We start from the raw sequence: 18336 nt of genomic DNA, 5'->3' as shown, positions 1-18336 counted from the left end.
GCACAGACGCGGGCTTGGGCGTTCATCCTGGCCGGCCGGGCTTGGGTGGTCAGGTCCATCGCATGCCGATGGCGGGGGATGCTGAGCGATCCGAAGGGCCTCGGCGGTGACGTCGGCCTGGAGGTCCTCGCTCATGTCGGGGCCTGCCGGGTCGGGTGTCCTCCCGGCGGACGTCGCACCTCCGGGCGGGAAACTCGAGGTCAGGGCCGTCGAGGCACGGCCGCCGAGCCGGGCCAGGACATCCTGCGCAGCCTCGGCCGCCCACTCGCTGATCGCCACGAACCTTGTCACACGGGTCCATGGCGGAGCAGGCGATCAGCAGTACTGCCACGAAGGGGTGACGCTTCCCGCGCCGGCACCGCGGATCGGCCAGTGTCTGCAGCCGCTCATCGCCCTGAACGCCGCCTACCGTGCGGCCCACAGGCGTCCGGCTACCGGCGCCGTGGGCTTCGTCAAACTACGCGGCGCGCTGCGGCTCTACAGTTGTTGAGCGAAGCCGCACGACTTGGCCACGTAGGCGAGCTTTCCGTTTTTATCGGCCACACGCGCCCACTTGTTGTCGTGCAGTCCGCTACTTCCATCTGCGTAATTGCACGTGTAAGAGCCGCCCGTGACCGTCGAGCCGCAGCCGCCCGTTTGATACCAACACCATGCGCCCTGGCTGCAACTGGACAGGTGGCCGACGATGGTGCCGCTGGTGCTCGCCGAGCTGCGGAGATTGAGACCGCAGTCGTTGCCAGGGTTCGGCGTCGTGTACCAGTGCGTTGCGGCTGGCTGCGCGGTTCCGGTGCCGTTCGCCTCCGCCGTGCCCACAAGGCCGAGCGTCATAAGTGCAGCGATAGAGACCACGCAGGCAAGCCGCCGAACAAGGCTTTCGCGAACCATGTTTCCTCCCGTTTCCTCTGAAATGCGCTCGGTCTGACGCGGTGAATATGCCTTCCCTTGCTGACGCCTGGCGATTCGGGACTAGGGCAGGTTGTCCAGTTTTCGGTGGTTCCAGGGAACAGCTGGTTTCACTGCGATGGCTGCTCGGTGGCTTGCTCCAGCAGGGCTCGTGCGGAGTCCGCATAGCGCATCGCGGTCTTCTCGTCGAGCCCGAAGACTTCTGCGAGATGGAGTGGGTCAGGCCCCTTGGCCATGGCCTCTTCGAGTTGGTGGTCGACGCGGAGTTTCCCCAGGGTCGCGTCCTGGCTGCGGCTCGCAGTGCTGTTCCTGTGGTTGCTGGCTCGGCCGGTCGTGTTGGCGGTTGTTTGTTGATCAGCAGGTGAATGTTCGCAGTGTTCGGCCACCGGCTGCGCCGGTGCTCCAGCCAGTCCAGTAGCAGCTTCAGCCGCAGAGCACCCGAAGGAGAAAGAACCCCCTGGCCACCGGGTCGGGGAGCCGACAGGGCTCAGGGGAACTCACGGGATACTCCGAGAATGCCGGGCCGGCGCACATCGAGTACGGCAAACAGGTGCCCACGTGCACGCTCCGCAGGCGGGAGCCCAGGAGCAATGGGCGCTCACTACATGAGACAGCGGTACCGGTGTGAGCCGTATATATCATGGGTCTCGTGTCCCGTCTGTGCTCCCGCTCGCAGGGAGTCACCGCGTCCTCGTACCAGTTCCGGTCCCCGGCCACTGTCGCTGTCATGTTGCATCCCGCCATCGCGGCATCGCGGGGCCGCCCACCGCGCTTCCCCCTCTGAGCGGCCCCACACCGGCGCGTCGACACCCGCCGCGAGCAGCACTTTTGTCGAGCGCTGCGATTTCCAGACGGTTGCGAAGGGACCGCAGCCCACTCGGTCGTCCCCCGTGGAGAGGGGACACGCCAGGTGGAGCAATTGCGCACACCCGGCAGGGTGAGGTGAGTGCTTCCGGATTGCAGGCCGGACGTACAGTACGGACTGTGGTACCTGGCTGGTGCGGATAGCCGTGGCACCGGTGAATGCGTGTCAGTCCCTCGTGAGGGGCCGACGTGCCCCACACGGATGTGACTCCATGAACGGGACGGTCGCCGATCTTGCCAAGCAGCTGCGGACCGGGCTGGCCGAAGTCCTGCCCCAGCTGGTTGCGCTCGACGTCACGCAGAGGCGCGCGAAGCTGGCGGAGGCGCTCGGACTGCCGGGGGCGCGCCTGACGCCCTCGGCGCTGCTGTCCCGAGTCGGCGTGCCGGAGAGCGATCAGGCGGGCGACCTGTGGCCCAAGCTGCTGGCGCTGCTCGCCGACGCGGTGGGCGGCGCGGTTCCGAGCTGGAACCTCACCGTCCCGGACGTCCTCGTGGTCACCGCGAACGACGTCCAGGTCCTTCGCGACACACTGCCGCCCGAGATCTCCTTCAGCGTGCACCTGGGCACGCTCCAGCTCGCCGACGTGCTGCGGGTACGGGACACCGACCTCGCCCTCGCCGTGCCGTCCGATCCCACGGGCTCCGCGCTGCAACTCTCCGTGCGCGGCCTGCGGCTCAGCCTGCCCACCGATGAGCTGCTCACCCTGCTCGCACCGGGCGGGCTGGCCTTGGAAGGTGACGTCCAGGGCCGGCTGGACGTGCAGGGAGGCCACTTCCAGGGCGGCAGGAGGAACGGCCTGGCGGTGCCGCTACAGATCGCGCCGCCAGGTCTGCGCGCGCCCGCCCTGTATCTGGCTCGAAGCTCCCTGCTGCGTTCTGAGTTGTCTCGTGGGTAGGGCCGCGTCACGGCCAACGTGCCCATGCGCCCGCCAGCGGAGATCGCTGTTCGGGCGCCGGATGGGCCGCTGCTTTGCTCGCCGTGCAAGGGAGCACCTGCCTGAGTCACGCCGCTCGGGGAGCCGCAGAGCGTGGGCGAGGGACGACCACGCTGGACTCAGTTGGTGCGTGCACGGTGTTGCGCAGAAGCCGCCCGTAGGCCACCAGAGGATCGCCCTGTTCACGCTTCGGAGTCAGAATGCTGACCGATGCGACCACCCGCGGCTCGGCACCGGGAACAGCCGGTGCGCCAGGCAGGCGGCGTACCGGGACCGAGATGAGGATCCAGCCGGGCAGCGGCGACTCGGTGATCGCTACCTGAGCGGACCGGATCTGACGCAGGTCCTCTCGGAGCGGGGCATCGTGGCCGGCCAGGTTGGCAAGCATGGCCAGGCCTGGTACGTCGGAGTCGAGGGGAGCCCGGCGAAGACGGTCGACAGCCTCGGGCGTGAAGGCCAGTTCGCGACGGAAGCTCACGTCCTGGGCTCCGACGGCGGCGATGCAGAGCCGCTCGCCGGTGACGGGGGAGTGGGTGTGGAGCAGTACAACCTGGCCGGTGCGGTTGTGGATGCCCGTCAGGAGGAAGGAGACGTCAAGCAGGGGAGCGGTGGTCGGACGCACGAGACCGGTCGGCATCGGAGTGGCTGCGGCGGGGCGCAACTCCCAGTAGCCGTATCGGGGCCGGTCGCACAGCTGCGCGTGGAAGAGCTGGAGCAGCCGACGGCGGACTTCTTGGTGCCGCCGGTCTTGGACTTACCGTCGCCGACGGTGGTGGAGTCGTACGACTTGTCCAGCTCCTTGCTGGCCTTGTCGACGGCGGAGAAGAACAGGGCGTTCATGGCGAAGAACATGATGATCGCTACGGCCGACGTGACGAGGCCGGTGATGCCGGCGCCCTTGCCCTTGCGGACCTTGCCCGCCCTGGAGAGGCCGATGGCGCCGAAGATGATGCCAAGGATCGCGAGCGGCCAGACGACAACGTTGAGGACAGGGACTGTCAACCCAGATGCCGAGATCGATCACGAGGGGCCGGTGACCCCGTACCGGCAGCTTGCCGGGATCCTCAAGGCGCGCATCAAGCGTGGGGACTGGCAGGACGGGCGGCCCGTGGCCAGCGAGACCCGCCTGGTGCAGGAGTACGGGCTCGCCCGGTCGACCCGTGCGCCGGACCATCGCCGTCCTCGTGGAGGAGGGCGTCGTCTGGACGGTGCAGGGACGCCGCACGTACGTGGGGCAGCCGCCCCAGGAGGGGTAGTCGCAGACAAGGATCGCGGCTGACAGGGCAAGCCCTGCCAGCCGGTCACCGGCGCTCAGCGCCGCTTACCCTTCGGTTCCGCCGCTCAGGCTTTGTGCGGGCCGCTTTCGCGGGTCCGAACTTGACCTTCAACGCCGAACATCAGGATCGCCCCCTTCCGTCAAACCGCCCATACAGGGCAGATCACGGTCAGAGCTATCAACGGCTGGTGCAGAAGGTTTTCCTGCATAACCGGTCCTCCTTTCTCCAGAGGACCGGCGGCCCAGCCGCTGTCGACACAGACGCCTGTTTTCATTTTGTGACTAAAAGTGCCACTTGTCTAGCCTTGCTGGACACTAGTCGATCATGCTCGTCGGACTACCGATGCGGTAGCGGCGCGCTGGGCAGTGAGTGAGGCTGTGGACCGGGCAGATAAAGGACGCCGCCGGGGCGTTTCGATGCCCCAGCAAACGTCCTCACTGACTCACTGAAAGGGATCCCGGTCAGGCCACGCCGACCTCGCCCAAGGGGACTTGTTGCCTGCCTGAGCTTGTTCTTTATCTTCTGGCGCTCCTGAAGCGGTGCGGGCAGAGTGGGCGGCATGACAGACAGTTCCGGCCCTGTTCCTTGAGGACGTGGGCGACCGCCAGGCGATAGAGCACATCCTCGGTCGTCCCCGCCGAACTCGAAGTGGAGAATGCCGCGCTCCGCGAATCTCTCCACCAGATCGGCGGCAACGTAGCTTCTCTCCCCGTGACGTCTTGAAAGCGGCCGCGAGGCGGTCGTGGTGGAGGATGTCGAACACGTTGAGGATGTGCCCGGTGCCTCGTACGAGGCGGAACATCTCGGAGATGTGCACGGTGTCACCCGGCCGGGCGTAGTCGAGGAGCGCGCGGAACTTTGGGCTCTGGAGGGGGTGGAGGCGGCTGGAGGTGCCCGGGCCCTCCTGGAGGATGACCGGGTTCTGGATGCCGGCCTCGTCTAGGTCGAGGTTCTGCCGGGCGGTGGACTGCTGGTCGGTCGAGAAGGCCCGTGGGTTCGCGGTGAAGTCGCGGGGGCGGGCTTGGTGAATGCTTGCCGGCTGTGCACGAGCAGTTCACGCATCCCCGGGCTGTGCGTGTTCTTCCAGATCAGGGCGAGCAATGCGGGTGTATCGACATCATCGATGGTGCGGGCGGTGAGCCGGTCGCGGTAACTCGCGGCCATGGAGTCGGTGAGGACGGCGACGGCGAGCCCGCGGGCGGCGAGGCCGGCAATGGCGTCCGCGGCGCTGGCCTGCAGAGAGATCGCGGGTTGAAGGCTCTGTGCGGCGCAGGCCTGGTCGAATACCGTGCGCAGGCCGGTGCCGGGCGGCATGCACACGATCGGGTAGGCGATCAGGTGGCGCAGGGTGACCCGCCGCTGTTTCGCCAAGGGGTGCCCGGCCGGGACTGCCGCGACGAGCCGCTCGCTGATGATGGTCAGCGCGTCCAGCCCGTCGGGGGTGGCGGTTGCCGCCCCGATGAGTGCCAGGTCGACGGTGCCGGTGCGCACCCCCTCGATGAGCCGGTCGGAGCTGTCCTCAAGCAGCGAGATCTCCACACCGGGATGTGCCTGGTGGAACGCGGCGAGAGCGTCGAACAGCGGGGTGAGGCTGCAGCCGATGACCATCCCGACGGTGAGGTGCCCCCGGATCAGGTCGGTCACGTCGCCCACCGCCTGGCCGACTGCCCCAGCGGCGGCGAGTGCGGCGCGGGCGTGTTCGAGTGCGGCCTTTCCGGCGACGGTGAGGGTGACGGTGCGGGCCGACCGGTCGAACAGCTCAGCTCCGAGCTCCCGTTCCAGCTGGCGGATCTGGGCGCTGACGCCGGACTGGCTGATGTGCACCCGCTCGGCTGCCCGGGTGAAGTTCCGCTCCTCGGCGACCGCGACGAAGTATTCCAGCTGTCTCAGCTCCATGACTGCAGATTCTAGTTTCTAGAAGATTCATCTGTTGGAATTCTGGCCAGTCGGCAGCCACGCTTGGAAGCCACGAAGCCCGACGTCAGGAGGAATTCATGCCGGAGTACGAGAAGGCCATGCGGCCCGAGGACATCACCCGCTTGTTCGTGGAACGATCCAACGCCGGTGACGCGGCCGGGGTCGCCGCACTTTACGAAGAGGGTGCGGTGATGGCCTACCCACCCGGCGACCAGACGGTGGGCCGGGAGGCGATTCGTGCGCTGTGGGAGAAGGTGCTGGCCAACCGTCCCCGTTTTGAGCAGGAACAACCGCTGCCCACGCTGATCAGTGGCGACATCGCCCTCACCTCGACTCCTCCGATGGACGGGGCCTGCGCCCGGGCGCAGGTCGTCCGGCGCCAGCCTGATGGAAGCTGGCTGCGCCTGCTCGACCAGCCCGAGTTCGTCCCACCCACCCGCTGACCCCTCGCCTCCGCGAGTTCGCGGAACTGAAGGCTGTTGGGCGCGGCCGCGAGAGGTCGGTACCCCAGTGTCAAGGAGTTGACCTCGATCTTTCGTGACGGTCCGCCGATGGAGTCGGTGGGCCGTTTCGCCTTCTGGGGCTGATGGTGGGCAGGCTGAGGAGCCGTGTGTCGTCCCGGGTGGAACCGCTTCACCAGCCCCAAGTCCCCGGTGCGGTCCTATCGTTGGCTGATGCGCGCACATCCTATTGACCGCCCAGCCGACCTCGACGTGGTCCGTGAGTCCTATGACCGCGTGGCCGACAACTACGCCCACATGGTGGTGACAACCGGCATGGGCGACATCCGGCGCCATCCCTGGCTCAAGGCGTCGATTGACGCTTTCGCCGACACCGTGGGCGAGCTCGGGCCCGTCCTCGACGTCGGCTGCGGCCCCGGCACGGTGACCGGCTACCTCGCCCAACGCGGACTCGACGTATCCGGGGTCGACCTCTCTCCCCGCATGATCGAGAACGCGCGCCGCCTCCATCCGCAATGCCGCTTCAGCGTCGCCTCCGCCACCGAGCTCGACCTCGCTGAAGCCTCCCTAGGCGGCGTGCTCGGCTGGTGGTCCCTGTTCAACCTCCCCCGCGATGTCCTTCCCCAGGTCCTCGCCCATTTCGCGCACGCCCTGAAGCCGGGCGGGCACCTCATCGCCGGCACACACGTCGGCGACGAGGACGCGGAGCGCACCGAGGCCTACGGAGGAGTGCCCGTTCGTTGGACCACGCACACGTGGCGGCCGGAACAACTCGTGGACCTGATCGAGCAGGCCGGACTACACCCGGTCGCCGAACTCCGGCTCCCCGCGGATGAGTGGAGCGGGCCGGGTGTGGTCGTCATGGCCAGGCGTCCCGGCTGACGATCAGCGTCACAAGCGGCACAGGGGCTCCTGCCGGGCTCCACCTGACGCCTACCGCTAATTTCCGTTCGGATACCGAGGCCGCTGTCCAGCGGCGGTCTCCCCGGCGGGACGACTCCCCATTTGAACTTTAAGGAACAGACTAGCTGTGCCGTCTCATGACATTGGTTCCTCGCTGTCAGGCTTGGCGGGCGTAGGACGTGAGGCGATCGGCGAGCGCGATGACGATGTCGCGTAGTTCAGCGGGGCGCTCAATGACGAACGGCCGGTCGAGTGAGGCGAGTATCCGAGGCAACCAGTCGAGCTGTTGCGCCCGTAGCTCGACGCGCAGCCAGTGCTCAGCCGCCGGATCCTGGCCGGCCGCAGGCTCGTGCTCCTCCAGGCTCGCGACGCTGGCGGGGAGGTGCGCGCGGATCTGCTCAACTGTCCCGTGGATCCGCAAGGTCACCTCATGCTGGTACTCGGCCGTGGCGAATCCTGACAACACGCGCTGTGCCGGACCGGGACCCACGGGCGCTTCGAATGAGCCGGGCAGGGTCCTCGCGTCTGCGATGCGATCGAGCCGGAAGGTTCGGTCCTCGTCGACTTGGGCGTCCTTGCCCGTGACGTACCACCGGCCCGCATGGGCGACGATCCCGTACGCGTGCAGTGTGCGTTCGCTGCGCCGTCCGTCGCGGTCGGTGTAGCGGATCGAGACCGGTCGGCGGTGGCGCACCGCATCGGCGATGGTGAGCAGGAGCCCGGCGTCCGGGTGGTCCAACTCGCCGGGCTGATCCGTGAAGGCGAGAGCTTCCAGGAGTGTGTCGAGCCGGCGGGCGATGTGCTTGGGCAGCACCCGCCGGATCTTCGCTGACGCCGTCTCGTTTGCCGTGCGCTCCGTCGTCGTCAGCCCTGCCCGGCGGCCGGCGGCCGGTGACCAGGCCGAGCAGCACGGCCAGCGCCTCGTCGTCGCTGAGCATGAGCGGAGGCAAGCGGTACCCGGGAGCCAGCCGGTACCCGCCGTAGCGGCCGCGCACCGACTCCACGGGCACGTCCAGGTCGATCAGCTGGTCCACATACCGCCGCACAGTGCGCCCTTCGACGCCGAGACGGTCCGCGAGCTCGGCCACAGTCCGGGTGCCGCCCGACTGCAGCAGCTCCAGGAGTGTCAACACGCGGCCGGTGGGTCGTGGCATGTTCGCAGCCTAACGCGAATACAGGACCGATTCTGTCCACTATTTCTCCTAGCCTGCGACGTGCACGCCTCCAGCACAGCCAAGGAGATTCCCATGGACTTCGTCTCGATCCGCATCATCACCAGCGACGTCGCACGCCTCGCTGAGTTCTACGAGCGAGCTACAGGGATGCAGGCGATACGGGCCACCGAGGACTTCGCCGAGCTCAAGACCGCGGGCGCAACCCTCGCGATCGCCAGCACCCGCACCGTCCCGCTGTTCGCCCCGGGCTCTGCCCGCCCGGCGGACAACCATAGCGTGATCACCGAGTTCCTGGTCGACGACGTGGACCGCGTTCACCAGAACCTGACCGGCTTCGTCACCGACTTCGTCAACGAGCCCACCACGATGCCCTGGGGCAACCGGTCGCTGTTGTTCCGCGACCCCGACGGCAACCTCGTCAACTTCTTCACCCCCGTCACCCCGGAGGCCATCGAAAAGTTCGCACGCTGACGCCACACACAGCCGCTCACGCGGGAGCCCCGAGATCCCAGGGCTCCCGGTGAACGCGGACGCCGTGTCCAGGAGCGCCACCGGCAGGGGACATCTGAACGCACCGCTGACGCCCGAAGGACGTCTGCGCTTGTGCCTGCGGGTCGATGCCGGACGTCCGATCGCACACGTCGCTGCGGAAGCAGGAATCTCCCGCCGCTGCCTGGCCAAGTGGTACGCCCGCCGGCTCGCCCACGGCGAGGACAGCCTGATGGATCGTTCCTCCCGACCCATCGCCAGCCCCAACCGCACGAGCGAGGACATCGCCGATCTGGTAGAGGCGCTGCGGCGCCAGCCAAGTACGGGCCCGCCCGGCTCGCCGCCGAACTGGAGAGGCTGCATGGCATCACCGTGGCACCGGCCACCGTGCACCGCGTCCTCGTCCGGCGAGGGCTCAGCCGCCTGCGCGACCTCGATCCGCCCACCGGCGGGCAACTGCGCGAAGTCGTTCGCTACGAGCACGACCACGTCGGCGACCTGGTCCACGTCGACGTCAAGAAGCTCGGTCGCATCCCCGCCGGTGGTGGCTGGCGGATGCACGACCGCGGCACCGAAGCCGCACGGGCCTCCAAGCGCACCGGTCCCGGCACCGGGAAGGTCGGCTATACGTACCTGCACACGGTGATCGACGACCACCCCCGGCTCGCCTACACCGAGGCTCTGGACGACGAGACGGCCGTGACCGCAGCCGCGTTCTGGCATCGTTCCGTCGCGTTCTTCGCCGCCCACGACATCACGCCGATCCGCCGCATCCTCACTCACAACGGCTCCCGCTACCGCTCCCACGCCTGGGCTGCTGCCCTGGTAGTGACGGGAACGAAGCACAAGCGCACCAGGCCGTACACGCCGCGAACGAACGGGAAGGTGGAGAGGTTCAACGGGACGCTGGCCCGCGAGTGGGCCTACGTGCTCCATGGAGGCCATCTCGACGCCGATCAGCAGACCCCGGCCCCGTACGTCGCGCACGGTCGGCCGCTGCTTCAGCGGAGCGAGAGCGTCTAGGAGTTGTGCGCCCCGGGCGGCGGCGGCCGCGACGAGCTTGTCGTTCTCGACTATGTCCAGGACGGCGAGGGCCGCGGCGCAGGCGGTCGCATGACCGCCGGTGGTGTGACCGTGGCGTAGTCCGCCCAGCAGCGGGTCGCGGGCGAAGGTAGATGTCCGCAGGTACGGTCACCGCCGCCAGCGGCGCGTACCTTTTTTGCCCACGCTTAGCCGGTACCGCGTTGCGACCGTTCATTAACTGGGCAACCGCCTTAGCACCTCGACGGATGGTCCGCTTGGGTCCGGCGCCGGCCGTCGCTGTCCGCCCTTGTTGGTGTCAGACGCGCTGATGGTGCACCGTGATCGACCTGGCAAGGATGAGGCCGGATCTCAAAATCTGCTTCCAGCGCCAGCGCTCCAGGGGTGACCCCTGATCGACCTGGAGCGGCGCGCTGCGGAGGGCGGTGGGGAGCGGTGGGTGTGCAACGGCGCGATAGCTCGGAGAACACCCTTGCGAGACGGGGAGCTGTCGGAAGGTGGTCGCCGGCCCGGTGAGCCCGGGCCGGTCGGGCGGGCCGGCGGGTCAGTGGTCGTCCCAGTGTCCGTCGTGCTGGGCGTGCCGGTGGCCGTCGTGCAGGTAGTCGACGTGGTTGCCGTGCTGGACGCGCTGGTGGCCGCAGCCCTCGCCGTGGTGGTGGTCGTGGCCCTCGTGCGTCGTGTGTCCACCGGCCTCGCACTCGTCCCAGTGGCCCGCGTGCTCGCGGTGCAGGTGGCCGTCGTGCGCGTAGTCGACGTGGTCGCCGTGGGGCACCTCGGTGTGGCCGCAGCCCGGTCCGTGGGTGTGGATGTCGTGGGAGGCGTGTTCCTGGTGAAGCGGGGGCATTGCTCACCTTCAGGGGTACGAGGTGTTGACTGGTGAAAGGCTGCCACGCATGCAGCTCATATCGGGTCATCTGGCTTGCGTGGCGTTCGCATACTCCGGAGGGTCGAACCCATGAAGGCGATCAGCTACAGCCGGTACGGCGGCCCGGAGGTGCTGGAGTACGGCGAGGTCCGCGATCCCAAGGTCGGACCCGACACGGTTTTGGTGAAGGTGCTGGCCGCGGCGGTGAACCCCGTCGACTGGAAGTGCCGCGAGGGCCATCTGGACAGCATCCTCGACGCCGTCTTCCCGGTGGTCACAGGCTGGGACGTCTCCGGGGTGGTGGTGCAGCCGGGCGCCTCGGTCACGGAGTTCACCGTCGGTGACGAGGTCATCGGCTACGTGCGCGAGGACTTCCTCTCCCGGGGCACCTTCGCCGAGTACGTGGCCGCCCCCGTGCGCACGCTGGCCCGCAAGCCGCGCAACCTCCCCTTCGAGGAGGCGGCCGGGCTGCCGCTGGCCGGGCTCACCGCCTTCCAGGCGCTGACCAAGGTGATGGAGGTCAAGGCGGGCGAGACCGTGCTCGTGCACGCCGCCGCGGGCGGGGTCGGCTCGATCGCCGTCCAGCTCGCCGCGCACCTGGGCGCCCGGGTCATCGGTACGGCGAGCCAGTACAACCACGACTACGTGCGCTCGCTCGGCGCCGAACCGGTGACGTACGGCGAGGGGCTGGCCGAACGGGTCCAGGCGCTCGCGCCCGAGGGCGTGGACGCGGCGTTGGACACGATCGGCGGCCAGACCATGAAGACCTCGGCGGACCTGCTGACGCCGGAGGGCCGCCTGGTTTCCATCGCCGACCCGGAGGTGGTCTACTACGGCGGCCTGTACTACTTCGTCCGCCCCGACACCGACGACCTGACACGGCTGTCCGAGCTGGCCGAGGAGGGCGTGGTGTCCGTGCACGTGTCGCAGACGTTCCCGCTGGAGCGGGCGGCGGTAGCGCAGCGGCTGAACCAGGAGGGGCGGACCCGGGGCAAGATCGTGGTGAAGGTGGACTGGCCCGAACCCGCCCCCGACTACGAGGGCGCCCTCTAGCTCGGCTGGCCCGGCTAGACGGCCAGAGCCGCCGCGCACACCGCCAGGGCGACCGCGTACAGAGCCGCCGCGGTGGCGAGCCATGGCGTGGGGGCCGGGGGCACGCCGCTCGGGATGGACCTCCCGGCCCTCCGGGCCTTTTCGTCAGTGGGGAGGTCGTCTGGCATGCGACCCACAAACCACCAGGTCAAGGTCCGGCTCGATGGGTGGCGGGCAGCCGACGAGTGATCTTCGCTGGGCCGTCTCCGGGCCGTCCGAGGCCGCCCAGTGCCGACCGGCGACGACTACTGACGACAGTCGTAGCAGGCGACAGCCGCAGGTCACCCGATTGGATCTGCGACACTGATAACGCCATGTCTAATCCCGGAGATTGCTCATCGCTAGGCATACTCAGCGACGAACTTCGGGCGGTATGTGGCTTGGTAGTCGTCGAGCGCCCGGCGAAGCATGGCGGCCCCGCGGGGAACGCCGGTCGCGAGCTGATCCCAGCCGAGGAAGCGCACAGCTCAGTTCCCGCTTCAGAAGCAGGTGCAGGGCGCGCTCGTCGGCTACCTCGCTGACGTCAATGGTGATCACGGGCGACATGCTGGCATGTGGTCGAAGGTTTCTGACATCAACGAGTGACTGTGAGGATGTCGGTGGTGCCGCCCGAGGCGGTCTGACCCGCCGACTGACCGACGCCCAGGCTGTCTTGCACTGAGCGGACCGGTCTGCCCGTCTCGATCGGCATCTCGGCTGCCAACACCCACGACAGCCATGGGCTGGAACCGCTGGTGCGGGGCATACCTCCCATCCGCTCCCGGCGCGGGCCTCGTCGGCGACGGCCTGCAAAACTGCACGGCGACAAGGGGTACGACTACGACCACCTGCGCCGATGGCTCCGCTCGCGGAACATCACGCCGCGCATCGCACGCAAGGGCATCGAGTCCTCTCAGCGGCTGGGCCGCCACCGCTGGACTGTGGAGAGAACGATCGCCTGTTTCATGGAACGCCCCCTTCCCGGCGAAGCCCCTACGTCAGCGGACCGCGCAGGGCGCGGCGCGGCAAGTCCGGCACGCCCTGGAGTGACCGCTCGACGGCGACGGCTAACGCCGAACCCTTCGACCGGCAAGATCAACGCCGCGCCGACTGTCACACCGGGGGAGGACTGTCAGTCTTGAGGGAGGTGCAGCCGCCGGCGGAACACGGTGATCGTGGTGCATGCGGGTACCCGTCTGGTTGAGGGTGCCCGGCCACGCCGGGCGGCCCGCCCGCACGCCGGTCGGGGGCCGCACGAAAGCCGTTACCGGGGGCCGGAACGCTTCTGGAGGCCCAGCCACGGACCAGGACACCGCGCAGCAACGAGTACCCGCAGGCACTCTGGGGCCGGCCGGGCGGGTCGAAGATGTCTGGAGGTCCGCCTGGGACCGGGTCATCGCCTCCGATCCCGGGTTCATCCGGCTGCTGAACGCGCTGCGCATCGTCTTGAGCGTGCTGCTGTCCGTCGCCGTGATGAGTGCCCTGCACATCCCTCTTCCGCTCCTGGTCACCGGTGCGACGGCGGCGGAGGTCTTCTCGTTCGCCGTCTCCGATCCGCACCGGCGGGATCAGGCGATCACGCTGGCTCTGGGACTGCCGACCGGTCTGACCGCGTTGGCTTTCGGAGCCCTGCTGGTGCACCACCGATTGGTGAGCGACGTGGTCTGCGTCCTGGTGATCTTCGCGGCCGCTTACGCGCGACGGTTCAGCAAACGGTGCAAAGCGTTGGGCGTCATCGCCTTCCAGATGTTCTTCATCACCCAGTTCGTCAGGCCTTACCCGCAGTGGCTGCCTCAGCTGTGCCTGCTGCTGGTGATCGGTGCGGTCTGCAGTGCGGTGGTGAGGTTCGGGCTCGTCCCGACGTCGCCCCAGGGCACCCTGCGACGACTGCTTGAGGCGTTCCGCGCGCGACTGGTGCAGCACCTCGAGGCAATCATCGACCTCGCTCGGCAGAAGCCGGGAACACCCGGCGCCGAACGGGCCGTGCGCCGTCTGCGGCGGAGCACGGCTGCCCTGCATCAGGCAGCACTGATGATCCAGGACCACTTGGAGGACACGATCCGGGAGCACTGCACGGCAGCCCATGTCCAGCGGCGCATCGCCGAGGCAGAAGTCGCCGCCGAACACCTCGCGGTCCTGCTGACAGGGGCGCTCGGCCTGCAGGGGGTCAATCCCGTCGCCAGCGACATCACCGAGCGCACCGGCCGCGTGCCACCGGTCGTCTCGGCACCGCTGCGCACGGCCGACGAGCAGGTCATCCACCGTCTCATCGCCGATCTGCACGCGCTCAAAGTGGTCGCCGGGCGGGCTCCCGGCAGCGACCACGGTGTCGGCCTGAAGATCGTGCGGGACCGGCTCCTGGGCTACCGCGACGACGAACGGCTGCCCGACGCGCCCCCTGCCGTGCAGGACGTGTTCCGGGCGATCGGCGACGTCAGCCGAGCCCTGCTCGGCCTGCGCCTGGCCCTGACCGGGCCCGACGAGAGCGAGGAGAGTCCGGATGACAGCCCCGAGACCGTGCGCTGCCGGGAGGAGCTGCAGACCGAAGACGCCGTCCTCGACGCCGAGGACGCCACGCGGGAGGGGCGCGAGGAGGAGGGCGAACCGGCCGGCCTGGAACGCACGACCACCCGCATCGCGGTGCAGGTTTCCCTCGCCTCGGCTCTGGCGATCGTGGGCGGCGAACTGCTGTCGCCGCAGCGCTGGTACTGGGCCGTCTTCACCTGCTGGGTGGTGTTCGTCAACACCTCCTCGACCGGAGAAATCCTCGTCAAAGGGTCCCGGCGTCTGGTGGGCACTCTGCTTGGCGTCCTGGCCGGAATCGGCTTGGCCGGCCTGGTCGGCAACCAGCCCTGGGCCGCGTTCACGCTGGTCATGCTGTGCCTGTTCGGGACTTTCTACGCGATCTCCTATGCGGTGGTGTCCTTCTTCGTCACCGCGATGATCGGGCTGCTTTACACGCTGTTGCACAGCTTCACCCCGGACCTGCTCGTGATACGGCTGAGTGAGTCCGCGCTGGGGGCCGCCTGTGCGGTCGTGGTGGGCCTGGTGGTGTTGCCGGTGCGGACGCAGGAGCGCACCGAGGAGCAGATCCGCGAAGTGCTGTCACGACTGCGTGAGGTGACCGGCCAGGGTGTGGCCGAGCTCGGCGGCGGTCGCCCCGTCGACCTGCTCCACCGTTCACGGGCCTTGGACAGCGCACTGGCCGATCTGCGGACCACCACTCTGCCGCTGCGTCATCCGATCACCCCCTTGCGCCGTCGCCGGCGGCTCACCCGCTACGTCCTGGGACTGCTGGAGACGGCCGCCTACCACGCCCGCAACCTCGCGGCCCTGGCCCAGCCCGCGCCAGGCAGCCGGGGGATCGTGAGCGATGCGCGGCTATCCGAGGCGGCAGGACGCGTAGACCGCAACCTCGGCGCGCTCATCGACTGCCTGCAGACCAAGGGTGACTGCCGGGAGCCTCTCGACGCCGAGGCGGGAACCGCCACCGCGCAGAAGGACTCCCAAGCCCCTCACGCCCCCGGATCCGGAAGGCGGGCGGCGCCGGAGACGGAGCAGCAGCGAAACCGGCTCACTCAGGTGGCACTGCGCCATCTGCAGCGGGTGGACGAAGACGTCCTGGGACTCGCCCGCCCGCTCGGCATGGGATTCAAGGAACCGCATGCCGAGCCGGACACCCGGCCGGCGGAGACAGCTGCCGCGGGCCGGTAGGACGCCGGCGCCCGCGGTGGGCGATCGCGGCGGGGGTCGGACTGACGGGGCGTCATGGTCCTGGCGGGCGCGACGATGCCGGCAGGTCGGCGTCAGGGTGTTCTCCCTGGCTCCCGACTGCCTGGACGCGGACGCCTTTTCCACCACCTACTCCGGCACGCCATACGTCTTCCTCAGTACCCGCAAGACCGGCGAACGTGGCCGGTTCGACGCCGCCCACGAACTCGGCCACCTGGTCCTGCACTCCGAACACCGCATCCCCGGCGGCCGGAACAGGAGCCTGACCACGGTGATCGAGCGGCTGTGCCGAGGCGTGGACGGCGTGGTGTCCGTCTCGGTGAGACTCGCCTGCCGCACCGATGACGGCGCTCCGGCAAACTGAACGGCTTCCAGAGGGCGTGCTTCTACGGTTGACCCGTACGGCGGCGCGACGAGGGACATCCGGTGCTGGTGCCGTCGTCACGGTGCCGGCTTCCTCCTGCCCGATCGAGATCACCATGATCACGCAAGTGCAGCACCTCTTCCAAGGAGGCCGCCGTCACCGGACGCGAGTCCTGTCCCGGACCTCAACGGCAGTACGGCGTTCTCGCCGAAGGCCCCATGGACGGCCGGCAGGACCAGCCGAGCATGACCTCGGACGTCCCCTGCGCGAACATGGCAACGCCCGGCAGAAACAAGGCGAACGGCATGAAAAAGCCCCGCAACCCGAAGTCGTGGAACGCCGCAGACAGCGACAGCACGCGGAACCGGCCGTCCCGGCAGCGGGGATGACGTAACGTCAGACATGCGTCACCGTGGGCCACCAGGGAGCCGGTGGTTGGATTCTGGACGCCTCGGGACTGGACACGGAGGCAGGCTGACCGGGGGGTACGACGGGGCCGCCCTGGTCACCCAGGAGGGCCTGGTCGCCGACCTGCGCGCCGGGCGCATGGAGCCGCGCGTGCTCGGCGAGGACCTGATCACCACAGCGGCCTTCGGCCCCGACGGCTCACGGCTGGCCGTGGGAGACGTCCTGGGCCGGGTCACCCTCTGGGACGGGACCGCGCGGGTGCGCCTCGGTGTGTTGGACGGCACCACGTCCGACCCGACGACGGACACCACCGGCGCGGTGACCGCGCTCGCCTTCTCCCACGACGGGCGTACGCTCGCCGTCGCCGGTTCGGCGGGCGGTCTCCAACTGTGGGACCCGGCGTCCCAACGACTCCTGGGGACCACCCTGCCCACCCAGGGCGACGAGATACGCGCCCTCGCGTTCGGCGCCGACGGGTCGCTCCACGCCTCCGGCACCCACGTCCCCGAACAGCGGTACGACTTGAACCCGCACCACCTGATCACCGAGGTCTGCGAGCGCGCCGGTTCGGGGCTGTCCGAGTCCGTCTGGAAGACGTATCTCCCGGATCTCCCGTACCGGCGCACCTGCTGACCCGCGGCGCGACCGCGTTCAAGTACCGCACGGGTACGCCGTGCATGGATCCGCCCGAGCACTTCGGGTCGTGGAAGGGAGCCCACAACCGGCTGCGGAAGTGGGCCGCCGACGGCAACTGGGAGAAGGTCCTCACCGATCTGCTGGCCCAGGCCGATGCCGAAGGTGACCTCGACTGGATCGACCAGCACACTGCCGGGGCCGTCAAAAGGGGCCCCGGCACGCGAGCCGGACGACCATGCCCGCGGACGGTCCCGCGGCGGGCCCCCGCCCAGGCTGGTGATGCACCCGCCTTCCCGAGGTCATGGGTCAGCCGTGCGGGTGCGGTGGCGAATCGGCCGACCCAGGACCACACCAGGAGATGGTCCTGGCCGATAAGGCCCACTCGTCCCGCGCGATCCGGCCCCATATCCGTAAGCGCGGAATCCGGGCGGTGCCCCCCAGCCTTCCGACCAGGTCGCCAAGCGCAAGAAGCGAGGGCGATCAGGCGGCCGTCCGCCGGCCTTCGATCGGGAGGCATACAAGCGGCGCAACACCGTCGAGCGGTGCACCAACGAGCTCAAGCGGTGGCGAGGCCTGGCCACTCGATATGACAATACCGCGACCATTTACCTCGCCGGACTCCACACCGCCCGCCATTCTTCATCTGTCGGCCAGGTGATCCGAAGTAGACGGCCTAAGAGTCACTGATCGCCGAGCAGATGTGGTAGGGGCTCGTCTGACAGGCCTGGAGATCCAGCACTCAACGCTTCGGAATCAGGGAGAGCATTCTGTGACCTCGGACCACCCAGCCCCGCCGACCACCCTTGAACAGGCCCTCGGCATCGTCCGCAGCCGCTTCGCCGAGCCCAGACTGCCCGACGGCTCGCCCGCCGAACTCCGGGTCGAGGAGTTCGACATCGGCTACCTGGTGCACGCGGTGTTCCCGCCGGTCGCGGACGCCGCCGGACGGCCTCAGCCGGCTCCCCCCGGCGGCAGCAAGATCGTGGTCTCCAAGGAGACCGGCGAGGCCGTCACCATGCCCAACTACCCGACGCAGGCGGCCATCGACCTGTACCGCCGGCAGCGGGGCTGACCCGTTCGGCGAGTGCTCAGTACAGCGAGAGGCGGGCATCATCCACGTCGTACCGGGGTGGTACCGATGCCCGGAACGCGCAAGAAGAACCTGCGGGTGGCGGCGTTGGCCCTGGCCGCCCTGGCGACCGCGTTGCTCACCTGGTGACTGCTTCGCGACCCTGCCCCCCCTACGCTCTGGGCAAGACACCAGAAGTCAAGGTCACCGTCCACGCCGTGATGTC

Annotated in this window: 17 protein-coding genes and 4 pseudogenes; 12 read left to right on the top strand and 9 right to left on the bottom strand. The window is 68.7% G+C overall.

Annotation, left to right across the window (positions count from 1 at the left end; translation table 11 throughout):
- Positions 1-477 precede the first annotated feature (477 nt).
- Entirely contained in the window at positions 478-885 is a 408-nt protein-coding gene (locus V7E45_RS12460) for a hypothetical protein (protein ID WP_333774183.1), read from the bottom strand.
- 128 nt (positions 886-1013) lie between these two features.
- Positions 1014-1289 carry a hypothetical protein gene (locus V7E45_RS12455; protein ID WP_333774182.1) on the bottom strand — a complete coding sequence of 92 codons (276 nt, stop codon included), beginning with the start codon at positions 1287-1289 and terminating at the stop codon, positions 1014-1016.
- 690 nt (positions 1290-1979) lie between these two features.
- Here V7E45_RS12455 and V7E45_RS12450 point away from each other — a divergent pair.
- Complete coding sequence (locus tag V7E45_RS12450) at positions 1980-2663, top strand: hypothetical protein (RefSeq protein ID WP_333774181.1); 684 nt, start codon at positions 1980-1982, stop codon at positions 2661-2663.
- A 106-nt stretch (positions 2664-2769) separates the two neighbouring features.
- Here the strand turns inward: V7E45_RS12450 and V7E45_RS12445 are convergent, their stop codons facing one another.
- From V7E45_RS12445 to V7E45_RS12430, 4 genes are all read right to left on the bottom strand, one after another.
- Complete coding sequence (locus V7E45_RS12445; RefSeq protein WP_333774180.1) at positions 2770-3324, bottom strand: hypothetical protein; 555 nt, start codon at positions 3322-3324, stop codon at positions 2770-2772.
- A complete protein-coding gene (locus tag V7E45_RS12440; RefSeq protein ID WP_333774179.1) occupies positions 3279-3704 on the bottom strand; it encodes a hypothetical protein in 426 nt (141 codons plus the stop codon). The genes V7E45_RS12445 and V7E45_RS12440 overlap by 46 nt, the downstream gene beginning before the upstream one ends.
- 717 nt (positions 3705-4421) lie before the next feature.
- Positions 4422-4907 carry a hypothetical protein gene (locus V7E45_RS12435; RefSeq protein WP_333774194.1) on the bottom strand — a complete coding sequence of 162 codons (486 nt, stop codon included), beginning with the start codon at positions 4905-4907 and terminating at the stop codon, positions 4422-4424.
- Between the two features lie 11 nt (positions 4908-4918).
- Positions 4919-5875 carry a LysR family transcriptional regulator gene (locus tag V7E45_RS12430; protein WP_333774178.1) on the bottom strand — a complete coding sequence of 319 codons (957 nt, stop codon included), beginning with the start codon at positions 5873-5875 and terminating at the stop codon, positions 4919-4921.
- Positions 5876-5973: 98 nt separating this feature from the next.
- Here V7E45_RS12430 and V7E45_RS12425 point away from each other — a divergent pair, with 98 nt between their 5' ends.
- Positions 5974-6339 (top strand): YybH family protein, encoded by a 366-nt coding sequence (locus V7E45_RS12425; RefSeq protein WP_333774177.1) that lies wholly within the window; start codon positions 5974-5976, stop codon positions 6337-6339.
- Positions 6340-6570: 231 nt separating this feature from the next.
- Positions 6571-7239, top strand: coding sequence for a class I SAM-dependent DNA methyltransferase (locus tag V7E45_RS12420; protein WP_333774176.1), 669 nt, complete (start codon positions 6571-6573; stop codon positions 7237-7239).
- 178 nt (positions 7240-7417) lie between these two features.
- On the opposite strand, the pseudogene V7E45_RS12415 reads toward V7E45_RS12420, so the two are convergent.
- Positions 7418-8414, bottom strand: a pseudogene (locus V7E45_RS12415) (helix-turn-helix transcriptional regulator).
- A 93-nt stretch (positions 8415-8507) separates the two neighbouring features.
- Here V7E45_RS12415 and V7E45_RS12410 point away from each other — a divergent pair.
- The 3 genes and pseudogenes from V7E45_RS12410 to V7E45_RS12405 all read left to right on the top strand — a co-directional run bounded on the left by V7E45_RS12410 (position 8508) and on the right by V7E45_RS12405 (position 9947).
- The gene (locus V7E45_RS12410) at positions 8508-8906 is read left to right on the top strand and encodes a VOC family protein (RefSeq protein WP_333774175.1); all 399 of its coding nucleotides are present in this window, start codon (positions 8508-8510) and stop codon (positions 8904-8906) included.
- Between the two features lie 49 nt (positions 8907-8955).
- Positions 8956-9222 (top strand): annotated as a pseudogene (locus V7E45_RS40575) (helix-turn-helix domain-containing protein); the annotation flags it as partial.
- A complete protein-coding gene (locus V7E45_RS12405) occupies positions 9117-9947 on the top strand; it encodes a DDE-type integrase/transposase/recombinase (protein ID WP_443056020.1) in 831 nt (276 codons plus the stop codon). The pseudogene V7E45_RS40575 and the gene V7E45_RS12405, both read left to right, overlap by 106 nt.
- Here the strand turns inward: V7E45_RS12405 and V7E45_RS12400 are convergent.
- Together V7E45_RS12400 and V7E45_RS12395 are read right to left on the bottom strand one after the other, a co-directional pair.
- Positions 9912-10076, bottom strand: a pseudogene (locus V7E45_RS12400) (aminotransferase class III-fold pyridoxal phosphate-dependent enzyme); the annotation flags it as partial. The gene V7E45_RS12405 and the pseudogene V7E45_RS12400 sit on opposite strands and share 36 nt — an antisense overlap.
- 433 nt (positions 10077-10509) lie before the next feature.
- Entirely contained in the window at positions 10510-10809 is a 300-nt protein-coding gene (locus V7E45_RS12395; RefSeq protein WP_333774173.1) for a hypothetical protein, read from the bottom strand.
- 111 nt (positions 10810-10920) lie between these two features.
- Here V7E45_RS12395 and V7E45_RS12390 point away from each other — a divergent pair, with 111 nt between their 5' ends.
- From V7E45_RS12390 to V7E45_RS12360, 6 genes and pseudogenes are all read left to right on the top strand, one after another.
- Positions 10921-11883, top strand: coding sequence for an NADP-dependent oxidoreductase (locus V7E45_RS12390; protein ID WP_333774172.1), 963 nt, complete (start codon positions 10921-10923; stop codon positions 11881-11883).
- A gap of 707 nt (positions 11884-12590) precedes the next feature.
- Positions 12591-12860: pseudogene (locus V7E45_RS12385) on the top strand (transposase); the annotation flags it as partial.
- Between the two features lie 493 nt (positions 12861-13353).
- Positions 13354-15615, top strand: a complete 2262-nt coding sequence (locus V7E45_RS12380; protein WP_333774171.1) for an FUSC family protein — start codon at positions 13354-13356, stop codon at positions 15613-15615.
- The gene (locus V7E45_RS12375; protein WP_333774170.1) at positions 15566-15997 is read left to right on the top strand and encodes an ImmA/IrrE family metallo-endopeptidase; all 432 of its coding nucleotides are present in this window, start codon (positions 15566-15568) and stop codon (positions 15995-15997) included. Before V7E45_RS12380 ends, V7E45_RS12375 begins: the two co-directional genes overlap by 50 nt.
- Before the next feature lie 435 nt (positions 15998-16432).
- On the top strand, positions 16433-17038 hold the full coding sequence (locus V7E45_RS12370) for a WD40 repeat domain-containing protein (protein ID WP_333774169.1): 606 nt from the start codon (positions 16433-16435) through the stop codon (positions 17036-17038).
- Between the two features lie 772 nt (positions 17039-17810).
- Positions 17811-18113 carry a hypothetical protein gene (locus V7E45_RS12360; RefSeq protein WP_333774168.1) on the top strand — a complete coding sequence of 101 codons (303 nt, stop codon included), beginning with the start codon at positions 17811-17813 and terminating at the stop codon, positions 18111-18113.
- Positions 18114-18336: the final 223 nt, after the last annotated feature.

The organism is Streptomyces sp. IBSBF 3136 (assembly GCF_036815105.1).
Classification (GTDB): domain Bacteria; phylum Actinomycetota; class Actinomycetes; order Streptomycetales; family Streptomycetaceae; genus Streptomyces.
This window is presented reverse-complemented; position numbering and strand designations above follow the sequence as displayed.